General features: G+C 39.0%; 13 protein-coding genes and 1 pseudogene. 7 read left to right on the plus strand and 7 right to left on the minus strand.

The features are described 5' to 3' along the window. The coding region (locus MKL51_RS11150) for an IS30-like element ISAba125 family transposase (protein WP_079396101.1) at window positions 1–938 on the minus strand (938 nt) is incomplete at its 3' end. A 55-nt stretch (window positions 939–993) separates the two neighbouring features. Here MKL51_RS11150 and MKL51_RS11155 point away from each other — a divergent pair. Further along, window positions 994–1503, plus strand: a pseudogene (locus tag MKL51_RS11155) (TetR/AcrR family transcriptional regulator); the annotation flags it as partial. A gap of 416 nt (window positions 1504–1919) precedes the next feature. Here the strand turns inward: MKL51_RS11155 and MKL51_RS11160 are convergent. The 4 genes from MKL51_RS11160 to MKL51_RS11175 form a co-directional block, all read right to left on the minus strand. Then, a complete protein-coding gene (locus MKL51_RS11160; protein WP_107908858.1) occupies window positions 1920–3974 on the minus strand; it encodes a bifunctional diguanylate cyclase/phosphodiesterase in 2055 nt (684 codons plus the stop codon). 326 nt (window positions 3975–4300) lie between these two features. Then, window positions 4301–5317: a ketol-acid reductoisomerase gene (gene ilvC, locus MKL51_RS11165; protein WP_002115094.1), complete on the minus strand. Its 1017-nt coding sequence runs from the start codon at window positions 5315–5317 to the stop codon at window positions 4301–4303. Between the two features lie 32 nt (window positions 5318–5349). Further along, the gene (ilvN, locus tag MKL51_RS11170) at window positions 5350–5841 is read right to left on the minus strand and encodes an acetolactate synthase small subunit (RefSeq protein WP_002114824.1); all 492 of its coding nucleotides are present in this window, start codon (window positions 5839–5841) and stop codon (window positions 5350–5352) included. Then, entirely contained in the window at window positions 5841–7565 is a 1725-nt protein-coding gene (locus MKL51_RS11175; protein ID WP_017482044.1) for an acetolactate synthase 3 large subunit, read from the minus strand. The genes ilvN and MKL51_RS11175 overlap by 1 nt, the downstream gene beginning before the upstream one ends. Before the next feature lie 535 nt (window positions 7566–8100). On the opposite strand from MKL51_RS11175, the gene leuS reads away from it, so the two are divergent. The 6 genes from leuS (at window position 8101) to MKL51_RS11205 (ending at window position 17132) form a co-directional block, all read left to right on the plus strand. Beyond that, window positions 8101–10725 carry a leucine--tRNA ligase gene (gene leuS, locus MKL51_RS11180; protein WP_017482043.1) on the plus strand — a complete coding sequence of 875 codons (2625 nt, stop codon included), beginning with the start codon at window positions 8101–8103 and terminating at the stop codon, window positions 10723–10725. Window positions 10726–10752: 27 nt separating this feature from the next. Next, the gene (locus tag MKL51_RS11185) at window positions 10753–11262 is read left to right on the plus strand and encodes an LPS-assembly lipoprotein LptE (protein ID WP_002115142.1); all 510 of its coding nucleotides are present in this window, start codon (window positions 10753–10755) and stop codon (window positions 11260–11262) included. A gap of 18 nt (window positions 11263–11280) precedes the next feature. Then, window positions 11281–12270 (plus strand): DNA polymerase III subunit delta, encoded by a 990-nt coding sequence (gene holA / locus MKL51_RS11190; protein ID WP_017398822.1) that lies wholly within the window; start codon window positions 11281–11283, stop codon window positions 12268–12270. Window positions 12271–12377: 107 nt separating this feature from the next. Further along, complete coding sequence (locus MKL51_RS11195; protein ID WP_017482042.1) at window positions 12378–13718, plus strand: MacA family efflux pump subunit; 1341 nt, start codon at window positions 12378–12380, stop codon at window positions 13716–13718. Window positions 13719–13720: 2 nt separating this feature from the next. Continuing rightward, on the plus strand, window positions 13721–15715 hold the full coding sequence (locus MKL51_RS11200; RefSeq protein ID WP_017385757.1) for a MacB family efflux pump subunit: 1995 nt from the start codon (window positions 13721–13723) through the stop codon (window positions 15713–15715). A gap of 22 nt (window positions 15716–15737) precedes the next feature. Beyond that, on the plus strand, window positions 15738–17132 hold the full coding sequence (locus MKL51_RS11205) for an efflux transporter outer membrane subunit (protein WP_080612982.1): 1395 nt from the start codon (window positions 15738–15740) through the stop codon (window positions 17130–17132). 68 nt (window positions 17133–17200) lie between these two features. Here the strand turns inward: MKL51_RS11205 and MKL51_RS11210 are convergent, their stop codons facing one another. Next, complete coding sequence (locus MKL51_RS11210) at window positions 17201–18004, minus strand: enoyl-ACP reductase FabI (RefSeq protein WP_023274323.1); 804 nt, start codon at window positions 18002–18004, stop codon at window positions 17201–17203. A gap of 137 nt (window positions 18005–18141) precedes the next feature. Next, window positions 18142–18873 (minus strand): Bax inhibitor-1/YccA family protein, encoded by a 732-nt coding sequence (locus MKL51_RS11215; RefSeq protein WP_017385754.1) that lies wholly within the window; start codon window positions 18871–18873, stop codon window positions 18142–18144. Window positions 18874–18980 lie beyond the last annotated feature (107 nt).

The following is an 18980-nucleotide window of genomic DNA, read 5'->3' on the forward strand; positions in this document are numbered from 1 at the left end:
TTTCTAGGACGAGTATTCAGTGACATGGCAACTTGATTTAAATAATGCTGATCTGCCTGATTTAAATCAATCCCTTTAGGTAAATATTGCCTAATTAAACCATTCATATTTTCGCATGTGCCTTTTTGCCAAGGTGAATGTGGGTCACAGAAATATACATCTATGCCTAAATCTTCTTCGAGTATTTTATGTTCTGACATCTCGCGTCCACGGTCATAGGTCAACGTTTTACGCAGTTCTGCAGGTAAATATTTCAGAGCTTCAGTTAAAGCCTTGCGCACTGATTCTGCCTTTGCATCAGGTAATGTTGCCAAGATACAGAGCCGTGTATTTCGTTCAATAAGTGTTGCTATCGAACTTTTATTGTCTTTACCTTTAATTAAATCAGCTTCCCAATGACCCGGTATTTTTCTTTCTTGAACTTCGGCTGGGCGCTCATGAATAGTTTTAATATCCTGTAATATAGAATCTTTTTTAGGTTCACCGTTAGCTTTTCGCTTTTTATTTTCATGACGCAGACAGGATAATAAGTCTTTTTTCAACTCACCCTTGGGTAATGCTCGTATCGTTGAATAAATCGTTGTATGGCTTACATTCATTGTTTGATCCAAATCAGGAAATGTCTTTAAACGCTTTGCTATTTGCTGAGGAGACCATAAACAACGGATCGCTTCAACAATAAATTTCCAGAGGATTGAATCGATTTTGAGTTTTCTGTGACCACGTCTACGTCTAGCGAAGGTGTTATCAGAAGCATATCGAGCTTGATAAACGTCATTGATGCTATTTCTTTTAAGCTCACGATAGATCGTACTAGGATGTCTTTTAATGAGTTCAGCAAATTTTCTGGCTGAAAAGCCTTCTTTTCTTGACTCAAGCATTAATGCAGTACGATCTTCAAAGTTAAGATGATGGTATGACAATTTTATATACTCCATAAACCCTTTAAATTAATTAGGTGGTTTATGTCGCACTTCAAGTTTTACTCTGCCTTCTATTGGTGTTGATCGCATTATTGCTGAGTCAAATGTTGCAAAAATGACTTTTTATAAATACTTTTCTTCTAAAGAAGCCTTAATTGAAGAATGTCTTTATAAAAGAAATTTAGAGATCCAATATTCAATATTGGAAAAAATAAAAAATACCAACAACCCATTGATTAAATTAAAAAAGATATTTAATTGGTATATCGATTGGATTAATACAGATGACTTTAATGGCTGCTTATTTAAAAAAGCGACAATAGAAGTCATGCAATTGTACCCTTCTATTAAGCATCAAATTAATGAGTATCGGGAGTGGATTTACTCATTAGTTTTCTCAGCTCTTTCAGAGTTAGAAGTAGAAAACACAAAAATCCTAACAGGGCTCTTTCTTAACATTGTAGATGGAATCATTATTGATGGCACTATAAATAAAGGAAAGATTAATCCAGAACAAACGTGGTCTTATATAAACAAAATTATTGAATTAGAAACAGTTCGAGAGTATGCAACTATTTAATTTATAAATTAATTAAATAGTTATATTTTAATAAAGATAAAAAGTATTTTTTAATTCGGTGGAGTCTAATCTCCAACTCCACCCAAAATTTATCCAAACCTTAAAAATTAATATTTCTATTTAGCTTCATCCTCATTAATTCCAATTATTATATAAACTTCACAATATTTTATAATAATTCTTTTTACTCCTTATATTCTATAAAATATAAACATCAATTTGTTAGTAATACTTTATACTCGCAGTATATATTCATAAATTATTATATGTAAAATACTCAACTAACTGAGAAGCTAATACTATTCACTACTACAAATATATAGGTGTTTTTTAGAAGATAAATTTATTTTAATTAATTGTTCTTTAAAGATAAAATTAAAAGGAAATATTAGGTTTAAAAATCGATATAGAAAAGATTAAGCGAAGTGAGCACCTTGAGATTCAATCAGTTGATCGACGTGAACAGGCATTCCTAATAAATACCCCTGAAATTGCTGACAACCTAAACGGGTTAAAATTTCAACTTGCTGTTGAGTTTCCACCCCTTCCGCTGTTACGGTTAAACCTAACTTTTTAGCTAAATGTATTATACTTTCTAATATAACTTCTTCTTTTGAGCCTGGTTTTAAGTCAACGATAAAACCACGATCAATTTTCAATTCATCTAAAGGTAAATCTTTTAAATATAAAAAGCTTGAATGGCCTGTTCCAAAATCATCAATTGCGACTCGAATGCCCATATCACGTAGTCGCTCACAAGCTCGAATACTTAAATCAATATGCCGCATTGCTGTTGATTCAGTAATCTCAACAATTAAGTGATGGGGTTGAATTTGATATTTTTTTAACAATGCTTCGAGCGTACTAAATAATTTTTTATTTTCAAACTGTAAGGCCGATAAATTCACTGCGACTGGATAAAATGGGGTGTTACTGCGTTCCCACTCTTGAATTTGCAGGCAAGCTTGCTCAAGTGCCCAATATCCCATTGGAATGATCAAACCCGTTTTTTCTGCACCTTCTATAAACATATGCGGTGTGAGTATTCCTAAAGCTGGATGATTCCAACGGATTAATGCTTCAACACCACAGACCTCAAGATTCGTATTAAATTTTGGTTGGTAATATAGGATGAACTGCTTTTCTTCTACGGCCTTATAAAGATCATTGATCAGTTTTGACTGACTTCTCGTTTCTTGTTGGTGGGTTGAATAACTAAAGATGGTGTAAGTATTTCGGCCTTGTTCTTTAGACATGAGCATCGCGGCATCAGCGTTCATGAGTAAGTCCTGAACATTTTGTCCATGCTCAGGAAATAGTGCCACTCCTAAGCTTGCAGAGATATTAATTTCTTTACCAGAAATCTGATAACTCTCTTGAATCAGCTGTAAAACTTTCTCAGCCAAAATAACTGCTTCATCGGCATTTGTATTTTCAGCAATAAGTAAAAACTCATCACCGCCAATTCTAAGTAGTTTGCACTTCTCATTGAGTTGCCAATGTAAGCGGTTCGCCATCTGAATAAGTAATTGATCACCCACATGATGTCCAAATGCATCATTCACCGATTTAAATCGGTCTAAATCAATATATAAGAAAGCAATTTTCTGGTCTTTGTATCGATGATCTGAAAGTAATACTTCAGCATAATCCACTAAATAAAGGCGGTTAGGTAATTTGGTTAAATTGTCTTGTATAGATAGGTTAGCTAATTCTTTATTTGCCTTACGCAGCTCTAAATTCTGTTGAGTAAGGCGTTGCTCTAACATTGCAACAATAAAACTTGCTACGAGTACCAAACAGGTGACTAGAATAATTGTAAATAATAATAAGTCATGCTCAGCCTGATATTGGCTAATAAATTTATCAGTAATATTCGTCGCAATAAGCGCTGTGTAGTGCATCCCCATAATACTTAAGGTCATCATAACCGAAAATGCGATTTTTAAAGTTAAGCGATATCGTTCAGTGTCTTTTAATTTATAGGCGAGTAAAAACGCTAGCCCTGAACCACTCATTGCAATTAATACAGAAAATAAAAGTAAAAACGAAGTGTAATCTTTTTTATAAACATTAATATTCCAGCCCAACATGCTAATGTAATATGAAGCTGAAATTCCGATTCCCATAATAATCGAGCTCAAAATGAGTCTAAATAAAGGGAGCGTAAAACGCGAAGTCAACCACATCGCAATGCAAGATAACAATGCACTAATGGCATAAGAAATTGCAATTAAAGGAATATTAGAGTGAGCAGTATCAAACAGATGATAAGCTTGTATACCAACAATATGGACGATGCTAATTGCTAAGGCGAGTAGCAATCCATTAATAAATAAAATTAAGGACTCAAATTTCTTATAGACTTGCTTGAATATTAGCTGCTCCATGGAAATTACAATATAACAAATGAAGCCAGCTGCAATAAAAGAGCCGACGATCAATGTGCTATCGTAATCAACATGACCCATATTGGACTTCCATGATTATTCAATACTTTTTTTTATTTTGTTCAACTCATTGCCCAAAATACAATTAAACATGTTAAAGAAATTTTAGTAAATTTGACTTATTCAGTCAGTTATAAACAATAACATTATCTATCTTTTGGTCAAGTATTTTTTACTTTATAAATCAATAAAGTAAATAAAAATTAAGCAGCCAATTATATGAAAAATATAGAATTTATTTAATCTAGTCAAGTTGACCTAATCGCAATTTTCGCATTCAAATAAAATAGTATAAATAAAGAACCCTGCTTAAAGCAGGGTTCTTTTAAAGCGTTAGATAAAGAAAATTAGTTCTTTTCTTTGTCTACGATTTTGTTTGCTTGAATCCATGGCATCATTGCACGCAACTTATTACCAGTTACTTCAATACCATGTGCAGCATTTTGACGACGACGAGCAGTCATAGATGGGTAGTTTAACGCACCTTCTTGAATGAACATCTTAGCGTACTCACCAGATTGAATACGTTTCAATGCATTACGCATTGCTTCACGAGATTGTTCGTTGATTACTTCAACACCAGTTACATATTCGCCGTACTCAGCATTGTTAGATACTGAGTAGTTCATGTCAGCGATACCACCCTCGAACATTAAGTCAACGATCAATTTAAGTTCGTGTAAACATTCGAAGTAAGCCATTTCTGGTGCATAACCAGCTTCAACTAAAGTTTCGAAGCCCATTTTCACTAATTCAACCGCACCACCACAAAGAACTGCTTGCTCACCGAATAAGTCAGTTTCAGTTTCTTCACGGAATGAAGTTTCGATAATACCTGTACGGCCGCCGCCTACGCCAGAAGCATAAGAAAGAGCAACGTTACGTGCATTACCAGAAGCATCTTGGTGAATTGCGATTAGGTCAGGAACACCTGAACCACGTTGGAACTCTGAACGTACAGTGTGACCAGGTGCTTTTGGAGCAACCATGATTACGTCTAAATCTTTACGTGGAACAACTTGGTTGTAAAGAACAGAGAAACCATGAGCAAATGCAAGAGTCGCGCCTTCTTTGATGTTTGGCTCAATCACGTCACGGTAAAGTTGTGATTGGAATTCATCTGGAGTCAAAATCATTACGAGGTCAGCTTGCTTAACAGCAGCAGGAACTTCTGCAACTTTAAGACCTGCATTTTCAGCTTTCTTCCAAGAAGCTGAATCTGCACGTAAACCTACAGTTACGTCTACGCCTGAGTCTTTAAGGTTAAGTGCATGAGCATGACCTTGAGAACCGTAACCAATAATCGCTACTTTCTTGCCTTGGATGATTGATAAGTCACAGTCTTTATCGTAAAAAATTTGCATTTGTGTTCTCCGCTAAAATACTTTTTAAAAAATTAAATGGCTAATACTTTTTCGCCACGGGCGATACCAGATACACCTGAACGAACGACTTCTAGAATAGTGTTTTCTGCAAGCGCATCGATAAAACCATCTAATTTTTCAGTTGTCCCTGCTATTTGAATGGTATAGGTAGTTGGTGTCACGTCTACAATCTGCGCACGGAAAATATCCGCCGTTCGCTTAATTTCAGCACGTGAAGCACCTAACGCTTTTACTTTAATCAGCATCAGTTCACGCTCAATGTGTGAACCTTCTGATAAATCAACTACTTTTACAACTTCAACAAGTTTATTGAGCTGCTTTGTAATCTGTTCAATCTTATGGTCATCACCATAAGTTGTTAATGTTAAGCGTGACAAAGTTGGGTCTTCGGTTGGCGCAACATTCAGTGTTTCAATGTTATATCCACGTTGGCTAAATAAACCAACAAGGCGAGAAAGCGCACCAGCTTCGTTTTCAACGAGTACAGAAATAATATGTCTCATTATGTACGCTCCCCTTTACCTAACCACATATCCTTCATAGACTGACCTGCGATCAGCATTGGATAAACATGTTCCGTGCGATCAACCATGACATTAATGAATACACATTTATCATTAATCGCCATTGCTTCAGCAAGCTTCGACTCTAGTTCATTAGCATGATCAATCTGGATACCAACGTGACCATAAGCTTCCATTAACTTGCCAAAATCAGGCAATGATTCAACGTATGAGCTTGAGTGACGGCCCTCATAGTTCATATCTTGCCACTGCTTCACCATACCTAAAGCACGGTTATTCAAGCACAAGATCTTCACATTCATGCCATATTGCTTACACGTTGAAAGCTCTTGAATACACATTTGAATTGAAGCTTCACCAGTAATACAAACAACTTGTTGATCTGGGAAAGCGAGCTTCGCAGCCATTGCATAAGGTAAACCTACGCCCATGGTGCCCAATCCGCCTGAGTTAATCCATTGACGTGGACGTTTGTATTTGTAATACAACGCACCAAACATTTGGTGTTGGCCCACATCTGAAGTGATGATGGCGTCACCGTTAGTGACTTTATATAAAGCTTCAACAACTTGCTGTGGCTTCATTGTGCCATCGGTCGGGGTTTCAAACTTTAAACCATGAACTTTACGCCATTCATTAATTTGATCCCACCACGCAGCAATTGCTTCAGGGTTTGGCTTAGACACATTTAATTGTTTCAATTGCGTCAACATTTCCTGAAGTACAGGCTCAACTGCCCCTACAATTGGAATGTGCGCCATAATTGTTTTTGAAATGCTCGCCGGATCAATATCAATATGAATAACTTTAGCATTCACACAGAATTTTGCTGGGTTATTGGTTACTCGGTCATCAAAACGCGCACCAATTGCAAGAATGACGTCAGCATTATGCATCGCCATATTTGCTTCATAAGTACCGTGCATACCTAACATACCCACGAATTGTGGATCATCACCAGGGAAGCCACCAAGGCCCATAAGTGTGTTAGTTACTGGATAACCTAGTAAATGTGCGAGTTCAGTCAATAATGCTGATGCATTACCTTGAACAACACCACCACCCGTATAAATTACAGGGCGTTTTGCACTTAAAAGCTCATCAATTGCTTTACGAATTTGGCCAGAATGACCACGTGAAGGTGGCTGATAAGAACGCATCTTCACTTTTTCAGGATATTCGTATGCAAATTTTTCTGCAGGATTTGTTGCATCTTTAGGAATATCGACTACAACTGGACCAGGGCGACCACTTGCTGCGATATAAAATGCTTTTTTGATAATTGCAGGAATTTCGCTTGCATGACGAACTTGGAAGCTGTGTTTCACGATAGGACGTGAAATACCTACCATATCAGTTTCTTGGAAAGCGTCTTCACCAATAAGATGTGATGCAACCTGGCCAGACAAAATCACCATTGGGATTGAGTCCATATAAGCTGTTGCAATTGGAGTCACAGTATTAGTTGCGCCAGGTCCAGAAGTGACCAGTACTACGCCAGTCTTACCTGTAGCACGCGAGTAAGCATCTGCCATATGACCAGCAGCTTGTTCATGACGTACGAGGTAATGATTAATTTTGTCTTGTTGAAATAGCGCATCATAAATATGTAATACAGCGCCGCCTGGATAACCAAAAACATGTTCAACGCCTTCGTCCGCAAGAGCACGAACGAGCATTTCACCACCAGATAAAAGTTCCAACGTGATTCACCCTAAAAATCTTTATCACTATTTATGGAAGGCACAAATAGTGTTTCATTCATTGAATTGTCTGCACTGTTATAGCACACATATTGTCTAGTTTTCGTTGCAATAGAAAAATTTCTGTTTTTCAGCCGTATAAGCTTTTTTAACATTAATAAAGCATGTCTGGATATACATACTTTAAGTAAAATCAATCTCTCGGCTAGAGAGAATGTCTATTACAAAACATGACGGTTATTCGAAGGGTGATCAAATAATCGCATATAAAACTAAAGGAAGCATTTTTGTTGTTTAATTCACTAAAGTCAAGATTAAAGAAACACTTTTCTATGATTATTTTTTAACTGACTATTTTTTCATCTTATTTGATTTTTCCACTTTTCTTTTTTTATGACTACCCCGCTTTTTTCAGGTTTATTCTTGTTTAATTTTTAACGGAAAATAAATCCATCCCAAAACTGCATTTTTGTCGATTTTGCGCTATGCTGTGCAACAATCTTTAATATCAATTTTTGTTGTATAGCTTACGTCTATGACTATTTCTCACATTGACCCCGAATATCAAGCAAACACGATTGAACCATCAGTTCAACAAGATTGGGAAAATCGTAAAGTCTTTAAAGTTGCCGACACTGTCGAAGGTAAACATCGTTACATCCTGTCGATGTTTCCTTACCCAAGCGGCAAGCTGCATATGGGGCATGTGCGTAACTATACAATTGGCGATGTGATTAGCCGTTTTTACCGTTTAAAAGGTGAAACTGTATTACAACCTATGGGTTGGGATGCATTCGGTTTACCTGCGGAAAACGCAGCAATTGCCCATAAAGTTGCTCCGGCAAAATGGACATTTGAAAACATTGCGTACATGCGTGACCAATTAAAAAAATTAGGTCTATCTGTAGATTGGGATCGTGAATTTGCAACTTGTACACCAGAGTATTATCACTGGGAACAATGGTTATTTGTTCAGCTTTATAAAAAAGGCCTGATCTACCGTAAACTTTCAACAGTAAACTGGGATCCAGTTGACCAAACTGTTTTAGCAAACGAACAAGTTGAAAATGGTCGCGGATGGCGTTCTGGTGCATTGGTTGAAAAACGCGATATTCCAATGTACTACTTCCGTATTACTGACTATGCACAAGAATTATTAGACGACCTAGACACCCTACAAGACGGCTGGCCTCAACAAGTGTTGACCATGCAACGTAACTGGATTGGTCGCTCTACAGGCATGGAAATTACTTTCCCATCTGCCAATACCGAAATTTATGCTGATGGCTTAACTGTTTATACAACACGTGCTGACACGCTTATGGGCGTGACATATGTTGCCGTTGCAGCAGAACACCCTCTTGCGCTTAAAGCGGCTGAAAAGAACCCTGAATTGGCTGCATTCATTGAAGAGTGCCGCATGGGTTCAGTTGCAGAAGCGGACTTGGCAACAGCCGAGAAAAAAGGCATGGCGACAGGTTTGTTTGTAAAGCATCCTGTAACTGGTGAAGAGCTTCCTGTCTGGATCGCAAACTACGTATTAATGTCTTACGGTTCTGGCGCAGTGATGGCTGTACCAGCGCATGACGAACGTGACTTCGAATTTGCCAACAAGTTCAACTTGCCTATTAAGCAAGTAATTGATGCCAAAGGCGGTGACGATGCAGACTACTCTGCAATTGAGTGGCAAGAATGGTACGGTTCTAAAGAAGGTAAACTTGTTAACTCTGGTGAGTTTGATGGTTTAGAATTCCAAGCTGCATTTGATGCATTCCTTGCAAAATTAGAACCACAAGGTTTAGCAAATTCTAAAGTTCAATTCCGTTTACGTGACTGGGGTGTTTCTCGTCAACGTTACTGGGGTTGTCCAATTCCAATGATTAACTGTGATACTTGTGGTCAAGTCACAGTTCCAGAAGACCAGCTTCCAGTTGTATTACCAACTGACGTTGTTCCAGATGGTTCAGGTAACCCGCTTAATAAAATGCCTGAATTCTATGAAACGAAATGTCCTTGTTGTGGTGGCGATGCACGCCGTGAAACAGATACATTGGATACATTTGTAGAGTCATCTTGGTACTACGCACGCTATGCGTCTCCAGACTTCACTGGCGGAATGGTGAAACCTGAAGCTGCTCAAAACTGGCTTCCTGTAAACCAATATATTGGTGGTGTTGAACACGCGATTCTTCACTTACTTTATGCACGTTTCTTCCACAAATTAATGCGTGATGAAGGTGTAGTACAAGGTAATGAACCATTTACCAACTTGTTAACTCAAGGCATGGTGCTTGCGGATACATTCTATCGTGAAGCAGAAAATGGTAAGAAGACTTGGTTTAACCCTGCTGATATCGAATTAGAACGCGATGAAAAAGGTCGTATTCTTTCTGCAAAATATTCAGGTGACGGTCAAGAAGTTGTGATCGGCGGACAAGAAAAAATGTCTAAGTCGAAAAACAACGGTATCGACCCACAAGCGATTATTGATCAATACGGCGCAGATACAGCACGTGTATTTATGATGTTCGCTGCTCCACCAGATCAATCTTTAGAATGGTCTGATGCAGGTGTTGAAGGTGCAAACCGTTTCTTAAAACGTGTGTGGCGCCTTGTAGCGAGCTTCCTTGAAAAGGGCAACCAAGCTTCTACGATTGATGCAGCTAACTTGTCTAAAGACGCTCAAGATTTACGTCGCAAAACACACGAAACTATTCAAAAAGTAAGTGATGATATCGAACGTCGTCATGCATTCAATACTGCGATTGCTGCTTTGATGGAATTGTTAAATGCGAGCAACAAGTTTGAAGCAAAAGATGATAATGACGTTGCTGTAGAACGTGAAGCGATCACCACACTGTTAACTTTACTTGCTCCATTTGCACCACATTTAAGTCAAACATTATTGGCTCAGTTTGGTACAGATGTAACAGAAGCGACATTCCCTGAAGTCGATGCTTCTGCATTAACTCGTAATACACAAACGATTGTTGTACAGGTTAACGGTAAACTTCGCGGTAAACTTGAAGTTTCGGTTGATATTTCTAAAGAAGATCTATTAGCTCAAGCTAAAGCTCTTCCAGAAGTTCAACAATTCTTAACAGGACCAACAAAGAAAGAAATTGTGGTTCCAAATAAATTAGTTAACCTCGTGGTTTAATTAAAGTTATTAATGAGAGGATCAAGCATGCACTTTGCCAAACGTTTAGCCGCTGTTGTTTTGACCTTAGGCCTTAGTGCAGGCTTAGTCGGGTGTGGATTTCATTTAAAAGGAACCAACCCGACTGCAACTCCGCTTGTTTATAAAAAATTAAGCCTTGAGTTACCAGCTAAAACTGATGATTTAGAAACCCAGTTAAAAGTTTATTTAGCTGCAAATGGTGTTCAATTCAGCAATGATAATGATGCCTACGTACTCCGTGTTTTAGAGTACACACCACGTCGTCAGCTTTTAAATGGAAAACTAACGGAAGTATTATTACGCTTAACCGTAACCTTCCAGATTGAAGACCGTCAGGGTAATAAAATTACTGAACCACGTTCATTAACTGCATCTCGTAGTTACCAATATGATCTTGCAACGGTTAACACCGAAAATCAGCAAGAATCTTATTTGCAACGTATTGTGATCGATGACATTGCACAGCAAATTACTCGTCAGATTTCAGCAAACCGTTTACCAAAAGCTCAGCCTTAATCTTTATTTTTACCAGCAATGAAAATTGACTATTTACAAGCCTTAAAACGCATTCCGGAAGCACGGGGTGCGTGGATTTTACATGGCCAAGAACCTTTACTGGAACAAAATTTATTAGATGCTTTTCGTAAAAGTTGGCAACAACAAGAAGTTGAAAGACAGCGCTATGATATTAGTAGCGTGAGCGACTGGAAGAATGTTTTTAACGCTCTTAACAGCTTATCTTTATTTTCTCAGCAGCTTGCCATTGAAGTGCATGGCAATATAAAGCCTGACGCAAATGGACTAAAACAGCTTAAAAGCTATATTCAACATAATGAAACTAACCTGCTTTTAATTGTTTTACCTAAGCAAGATAGTAGTAGCTTAAAGTCTGCTTTTTTCCAAGTTGTGGAAGCAAATGGTGTTGTTGTTGCCCTAACGGCAAACTATCCGCAAGACCGCCAAAGAATTTTATCTGCCGAAGCAGAGAAACTTGAAATTCAACTCGATAATGATGCCTGGCAATGGCTCATGCAGCATCATGAACATAATTTGCTCGCAGCTAAGAATAGCTTGATGCGTGTAAGAGATACTTTTCCAGACCAACAACTGATTCAAATTGAACAGTTATATGCTTGTCTACAAGATCAATCTCGTTATACCACTTACGATTTAAGCGACGCGCTATTAGAAGGTAATCTCGCTCAATCCATTAAAATTTTTCAATATTTAATTGCTGCTGGCGAACCAGAAAGTCTAATTTTATGGACTTTAAGTAAAGAAATGCGTTTATTGATGCAATTATTTGAGCAGCCTCATAATGCATTACAACTTGGTATCTGGAAAACAAAGGTTGGTTTATATCAACAAGCTTTAAGAAGATTAAATCCTCAACAGTTTTTAGGCTGGTCTACCCTTCTATTGCAAGTTGATGCGGCAATTAAAGGAATGTCGAATGAAAATGCCCAACATTTGATGCAGCAGGCCATTGCTGAATTATGTGGTAAAACGCTATTTATACAATAATTCGGCGGAATCATTTTTCTTCATTCTTGAAATATAATAAAAATTCACGTTTTATCCTCATTTCGCTTTTATACTAAATTAAATTTTAAACTTTTCGACCTCTCACCATGCCAAAAATAAAGCCAATCAAACTTGTTATTATTATCCTCTGTATAGCAGTTATTGCTGTATTAGCTTGGAAATTTTTAAAGCCTAAAGAGCAGCAGCCTCAATATATTACAGCTGAGGTAACACGCGGAGATATTGAAAATAATGTCCTTGCAACAGGTACACTTGATGCAACCAAACTGATTAGTGTGGGTGCACAGGTATCTGGTCAGGTCAAAAAGATGTATGTACAGTTGGGCGATCAAGTGAAACAAGGTCAACTTATCGCACAAATTGACTCAACCACCCAAGAAAATAGTTTAAAAACTTCTGATGCGAATATTAAAAATTTAGAAGCGCAGCGCCTTCAACAAGTTGCTTCTTTAAACGAAAAACAACTTGAATACCGCCGTCAGCAACAAATGTATGCGCAAGATGCAACGCCTCGTGCAGATTTAGAATCGGCTGAGGCAAGCTATAAAACAGCTCAGGCGCAAATTAAAGCATTAGATGCACAGATTGAATCTGCAAAAGTGACAAAATCTACGGCACAAACCAACATTGGTTACACACGTATTGTTGCTCCAACTGATGGAACGGTTGTCGCGATTGTGACTGAAGAAGGCCAAACCGTAAACGCAAACCAAAGCGCACCAACAATCGTCAAAATTGCAAAATTACAAAACATGACGATTAAGGCACAAGTCAGTGAAGCTGACATTATGAAAGTTGAAAAAGGACAACAAGTTTACTTTACAACCTTAGGTGATGAAACTAAACGCTACGCAACTTTACGTCAAATTGAGCCTGCTCCTGACTCAATTTCTAGCGAATCAACAAGTACAACAAGCTCAACAACCAGTTCGGCTGTTTACTACAATGCCTTATTCGATGTGCCAAATACCGATGGTAAATTGCGTATTGATATGACTGCACAAGTTTATATCGTATTAAATTCAGCTAAAAATGCTCTACTCGTTCCATCATCAGCACTGAGTTCTAAACAATTTTCAGGTCAAAGAAAATCAGGTCAATCCTCTGATAAATCAAGTTCTTCACCTGAAGCAGCTAAAAAATCTCAAGGAAACGGAGCTCGTCTACAACGCCTAAACTTGACTGCTGAACAAAAACAACTGGTTGAACAAGGTAAATTGACGTTAAGTGTTGTACGCGTATTACAAGCTGATGGCACAACTAAACCAACTCAAATTTTGGTTGGCATTAACAACCGTGTAAATGCGCAAGTTCTTGCGGGCTTAAAACAAGGTGATCAAGTTGTCATTGCCGATAGTGCCGATACTTCTGCTGCATCAGCAAATAGTAGTAATAACCGTCGCCGTAGTGGCCCAATGGGAATGTAAGCATGACAAAACAAGCTTTGCTTGAAGTCAGCAATCTAGTCCGGGAATTCCCTGCTGGCGAAAGCACGATACAAATTTTAAAAGGCATTGATCTGACCATTTATGAAGGTGAACTGGTTGCCATTGTCGGCCAGTCGGGTTCTGGTAAATCGACCCTCATGAATATTCTGGGTTGTTTGGACCGACCTACGAGTGGTAGTTACAAAGTCAATGGACAAGAAACAGGTAAACTTGAGCCAGATCAACTCGCTCGACTACGTCGTGAATATTTTGGTTTTATTTTCCAGCGCTACCATTTACTGGGTGATTTATCTGCTGAGGGTAACGTTGAAGTTCCAGCTGTTTATGCAGGTGTTACGCCTTCTGAGCGTAAACAACGTGCAACGGCTTTACTGACCGAATTAGGGTTAGGCACTAAAACACTTAATAGACCAAGCCAGCTCTCTGGTGGTCAGCAGCAACGTGTTTCTATTGCCCGTGCGCTGATGAATGGCGGTGACGTTATTCTGGCAGATGAACCGACGGGGGCACTCGACTCTCATAGTGGTGTTGAGGTGATGCGTATCTTGCGTGAACTCAATGCTGCAGGTCACACTATTATTTTAGTCACCCATGATATGCAAGTTGCAAAAAATGCGACTCGTATTATCGAGATTAGTGATGGAGAAATTATTAGTGACCGTCCTAATGTCCCAGATCAAGCAGCCGAACCAATCAAGACTGATCCTGATGCGGCGCCTGCTTTGCAAGGTAAACAGAAGAAAGGCAAAAGTATTTCTGCATGGCGTTCTACTTTAGACCGTTTATCTGAAGCCTTTCAAATGGCTTTACTGTCTATGAATGCCCACCGCATGCGTACTTTTTTAACCATGCTTGGGATCATTATTGGTATTGCATCGGTTGTTACGGTTGTCGCGCTAGGTAAAGGCTCTCAACAGCAAATTTTAAGCAATATTAGCAGTCTGGGAACAAATACAATTACCGTGTTTCAGGGCCGTGGTTTTGGTGACAACTCTAAAACTGCAAGTTTTAAAACCTTGGTCCCTGCCGATGCCGATGCGTTAATGACTCAACCGTATGTCAGTGCAGTAAGCCCAATCGTCAGCACATCCAAAACCATGCGTTATCAACAAAATGAAGCTAACGCGACCATTAATGGTGTGAGTAACGATTATTTCGATGTGAAAGGTTTGGTCTTTAAAGATGGACAAACTTTTGATCAACGTAGTGTTCGTGATCGCTCACAGGATGTAGTCATTGATACCAATACTCAAAAACAGTTCTTTAGTGACGGTACCAACCCTATCGGTCAAGTAGTGTTACTCGGTAGTGTACCAGCTCGTATTATTGGCATTGTAGAACCGCAAACGAGTGGCATGGGCTCAGATGACACTTTAAATGTCTATATGCCTTATACAACCGTGATGAGCCGTATGCTGGGGCAAACCCATGTCCGTAATATCGTGGTTCGTATTAATGACAAATATTCAACTGCTGCCGCAGAAAATGCGATTGTAAATTTATTAACACAGCGCCATGGTGCACAAGATATTTTCACTATGAACAGTGACAGTATCCGTCAAACCATTGAGAAAACAACTAGCACAATGACCCTTCTGGTTTCAGCAATTGCCGTAATTTCATTGGTCGTTGGTGGTATCGGGGTAATGAATATTATGTTGGTTTCGGTGACTGAACGTACTCAAGAAATTGGTGTACGTATGGCCGTAGGTGCGCGTCAAAGTGATATTTTGCAGCAATTCCTGATTGAAGCAATTTTGGTGTGTTTAATTGGTGGTGTGCTTGGCGTCTTACTATCGCTTGGCCTTGGGCAACTTATTAATAAATTTGCTGGTGGTAACTTTAGTGTGGCTTATTCAAGCACCTCAATTATTGCAGCCTTTGTCTGTTCAACACTGATTGGGGTCGTTTTTGGTTTCTTACCAGCCAAGAATGCCGCGAAGCTTGACCCTGTTGCCGCACTATCTCGAGAATAAGGAAAATTGCATGTCTTTCTCTATGACTAAACTCAGCACAGCACTTCTTCTCACAGGTTCTCTTGTAGGATGTGCAGCTGTAGTAAAAACACCTTATGAAACGCCTGCGGTACAAGTTCCGGGTAGTTTTCAGTATGACACAACAAAAACAAAAACCATGTCTGCCGATCAATACTCTGATCGTTGGTGGACGCTTTTTAACGACGCACAGCTCAACCAACTCGTAAACAACGTATTAGAACGTAATAGCGATTTGGCTGTTGCTGGTATTACCTTAAAGCAAGCCCGTCTACAAGCTGACTTAACCGCTAACAAACAAGGCTTGCGAACGAGCTCTAGTGTTTCTACAGGACATTCTTTCGATTTAAATTCGGGAGATGACAGTGCTAAAGGTCTTTCCATGAGTGCTGGGGTAAGCTATGAGCTTGATTTGTTTGGCAAGCTTGCCCGCCAAACCGAAGCAAGTAAATGGGAAGCTTTAGCGACAGAACAAGACTTACAAGCCACGGGGCAAAGTTTAATTGCAACCACTGCCAAACTCTATTGGCAACTCGGTTATTTAAATGAGCGCTACACAACTGCCCAGCAAAGTCTAGCAACCTCTCAAAAGCTTTATGACTTAGTACAGATTCAATATAAAGCTGGTGCCGTTTCAGGTGTAGATCTGACTCAAGCAGAACAATCAGTACAAAGCCAGAAAGCGAGTTTAAGCCAGATTGAACAACAACTGGTTGAAACACGTACGGCTATTGCAGTGCTATTGCATGAACCATTGCAGCAATTAAACATTCAAGAGCCAAAGCGTTTACCACGCACTGCTCTACCTGCAATTGGTGCTGGCTTACCTGCCGACATTTTATCGCGCCGACCTGATTTGCAAGCAAGTGAGCTCCGCTTAAGAAAAGCATTAGCAACTAAAGATGCTACTAAGGCGAGCTACTACCCTTCGATTAGCTTAACCAGCAGTCTAGGCTCAAGCAGCACATCGTTAACGGAGTTATTACGTAACCCTGCTCTCACGCTTGGTGCAAGTTTAAGCTTACCATTTTTGCAATATAACGATATGAAGAAAGATATCGCGATTAGTAATCTGGATTATGAAAAAGCGATTATTCAATATCGTCAAACGCTTTATCAGGCTTTTGCTGATGTCGAAAATGCTTTATCGAGTCGTACCGAACTCGACAAACAAGTAGCGTTACAAGAACGTAATGTTGAACTTGCAGAAAAAACTGAACGTTTAACCGAAGTCCGTTATCGCTATGGTGCTGTTGCATTAAAGGCTCTTCTCGATGCACAGCAAACCACACGTACTGCTCGCTTAAGCCTCGTTGAAACCAAGCAAAGCCAATACAACGCGTATGTCACCCTCATGCAAGCTTTAGGTGGTTCCCCTGTAAAAGAACTGCAGCAATAACTTGTACCAATTAAAAAAGCCGTAGTCCTTCAACTACGGCTTTTTTATGGCTGAATAAATTTTAAAACTTATTCATCATCCATCATAGATTGGCTCATACCTACAGTATTGAAACCAGCATCTACATATAGAATTTCACCAGTAATACCTGAAGCCCAAGGTGAGCATAGGAATAATGCGGCGTTACCAACTTCTTCAATCGTTACGTTACGTTTTAATGGCGCAACTTTTTCATTGGCATCTAACATTTTACGGAAAGATTTAATACCAGAAGCAGCTAAAGTACGGATTGGGCCCGCAGAAATCGCGTTTACACGGATACCATCAACACCAAGGCTTGATGCTAAATAGCGAACACCAGCTTCTAAAGAAGCTTTTGCCATACCCATAACGTTATAGTTAGGCATAACGCGCTCAGAACCTTGGTAAGTCAAAGTCAATAAACAACCTTGGCGAGCTTGTAATAAAGGTTTTGCAGCACGAGCCATTGCAATAAAGCTGTATGCACTGATGTCATGAGCAACTTTAAAACCGTCACGGTCAGTCACGTCAGTGAAGTCACCATCAAGCGTGTGTGCAGGTGCAAAGCCAATTGAGTGCACAACACCGTCTACGCCGTCCCAATGTTTTGCAAGTTCTGCAAATGCATTATCAATTTCAGCATCAACAGCAACATCACATGGAAACACAAGCTTAGAACCGAATTGCTCAGCAAATTCATCCACACGTTTTTTTAATTTTTCGTTTGGATAAGTAAATGCAAGCTCTGCACCTTCACGGTGTAATGCTTGGGCAATACCAAAAGCAATTGATAATTTACTAGCAACGCCTGCAATCAAAAAGCGCTTACCTGCTAAAAGTCCTTGTGTCATGCCGATCTCACTCAAAACAATTTCAAGCATAATGCCAATATTCGGCGGTTTTCGAAATTGCATAATGCATCTTTTTTCAAAAATCGCACGAAAAAAAATCGCTCCTGATGAGGAGCGACTTCTAGATGAATTCAATCTTAGTCGTCAGACAATAAGCCCAGTAAGCGTAAGAAAGAAATATACATCCACACTAAAGTTGCAAGTAATGCGATACCACACAACCATTCCATGAATTTTGGTGCACGATATGCTGCATTAGTTTCGATTAAATCAAAATCTAAAATCAGATTAAGCGAAGCAATGACTGCGACGAATGCAGCAAAACCAATGCCTAACCAGTTACTTTCAAAAATATAAGGAACACTTGAACCAAATGCTAAACGCATGACCATCTGCACAATAAATACAATAAAGATCGCTAAAGATGCAGAGATTACAACTGACTTAAACTTTTCAGTTGCGCGGATAATTTGGAATTTATATAAACCAAACATCACCAAAGTCGTAACGAAAGTTGCTAATAAAGCCTGAAGTGGAACACCTGGGTATTTCAACTGGAAAGTAAACGAAATACCACCTAAAAAAGCCCCTTCAAATAAGGCATACGGGATTGCCAAGGTTGGCGCAGTCGTTGGTTTAAAGGTTGTAACTAAAGCTAAAACCAAACCACCAATTGCACCTACAATTGAAGCCGCGTAAGCAATACCAACATTTGCAGTAAAGGCTGCATAGAAAAATAAAGCGACACCCACCGCAGCTGCAATGACAGTCAACATAACAGATTTTTGAATCGCACCTTGCACAGTCATCGGTTGACTATAGTCACTGACCGTTTCAACACGCGTCAGTATCGGGTTATTACTTTGCATAAATGCTCTCTTTTTATAATAAAAATTTAAAACATCATTTTAAGCAAAATGAATATGAAAGCCAAATCAGGCGATCGGCATTATTGTAACAATGTCCTTTATGCAAT

The sequence above is a fragment of the Acinetobacter sp. AOR18_HL genome (assembly GCF_027855145.1).
Taxonomy (GTDB): Bacteria; Pseudomonadota; Gammaproteobacteria; order Pseudomonadales; family Moraxellaceae; genus Acinetobacter; species Acinetobacter pittii.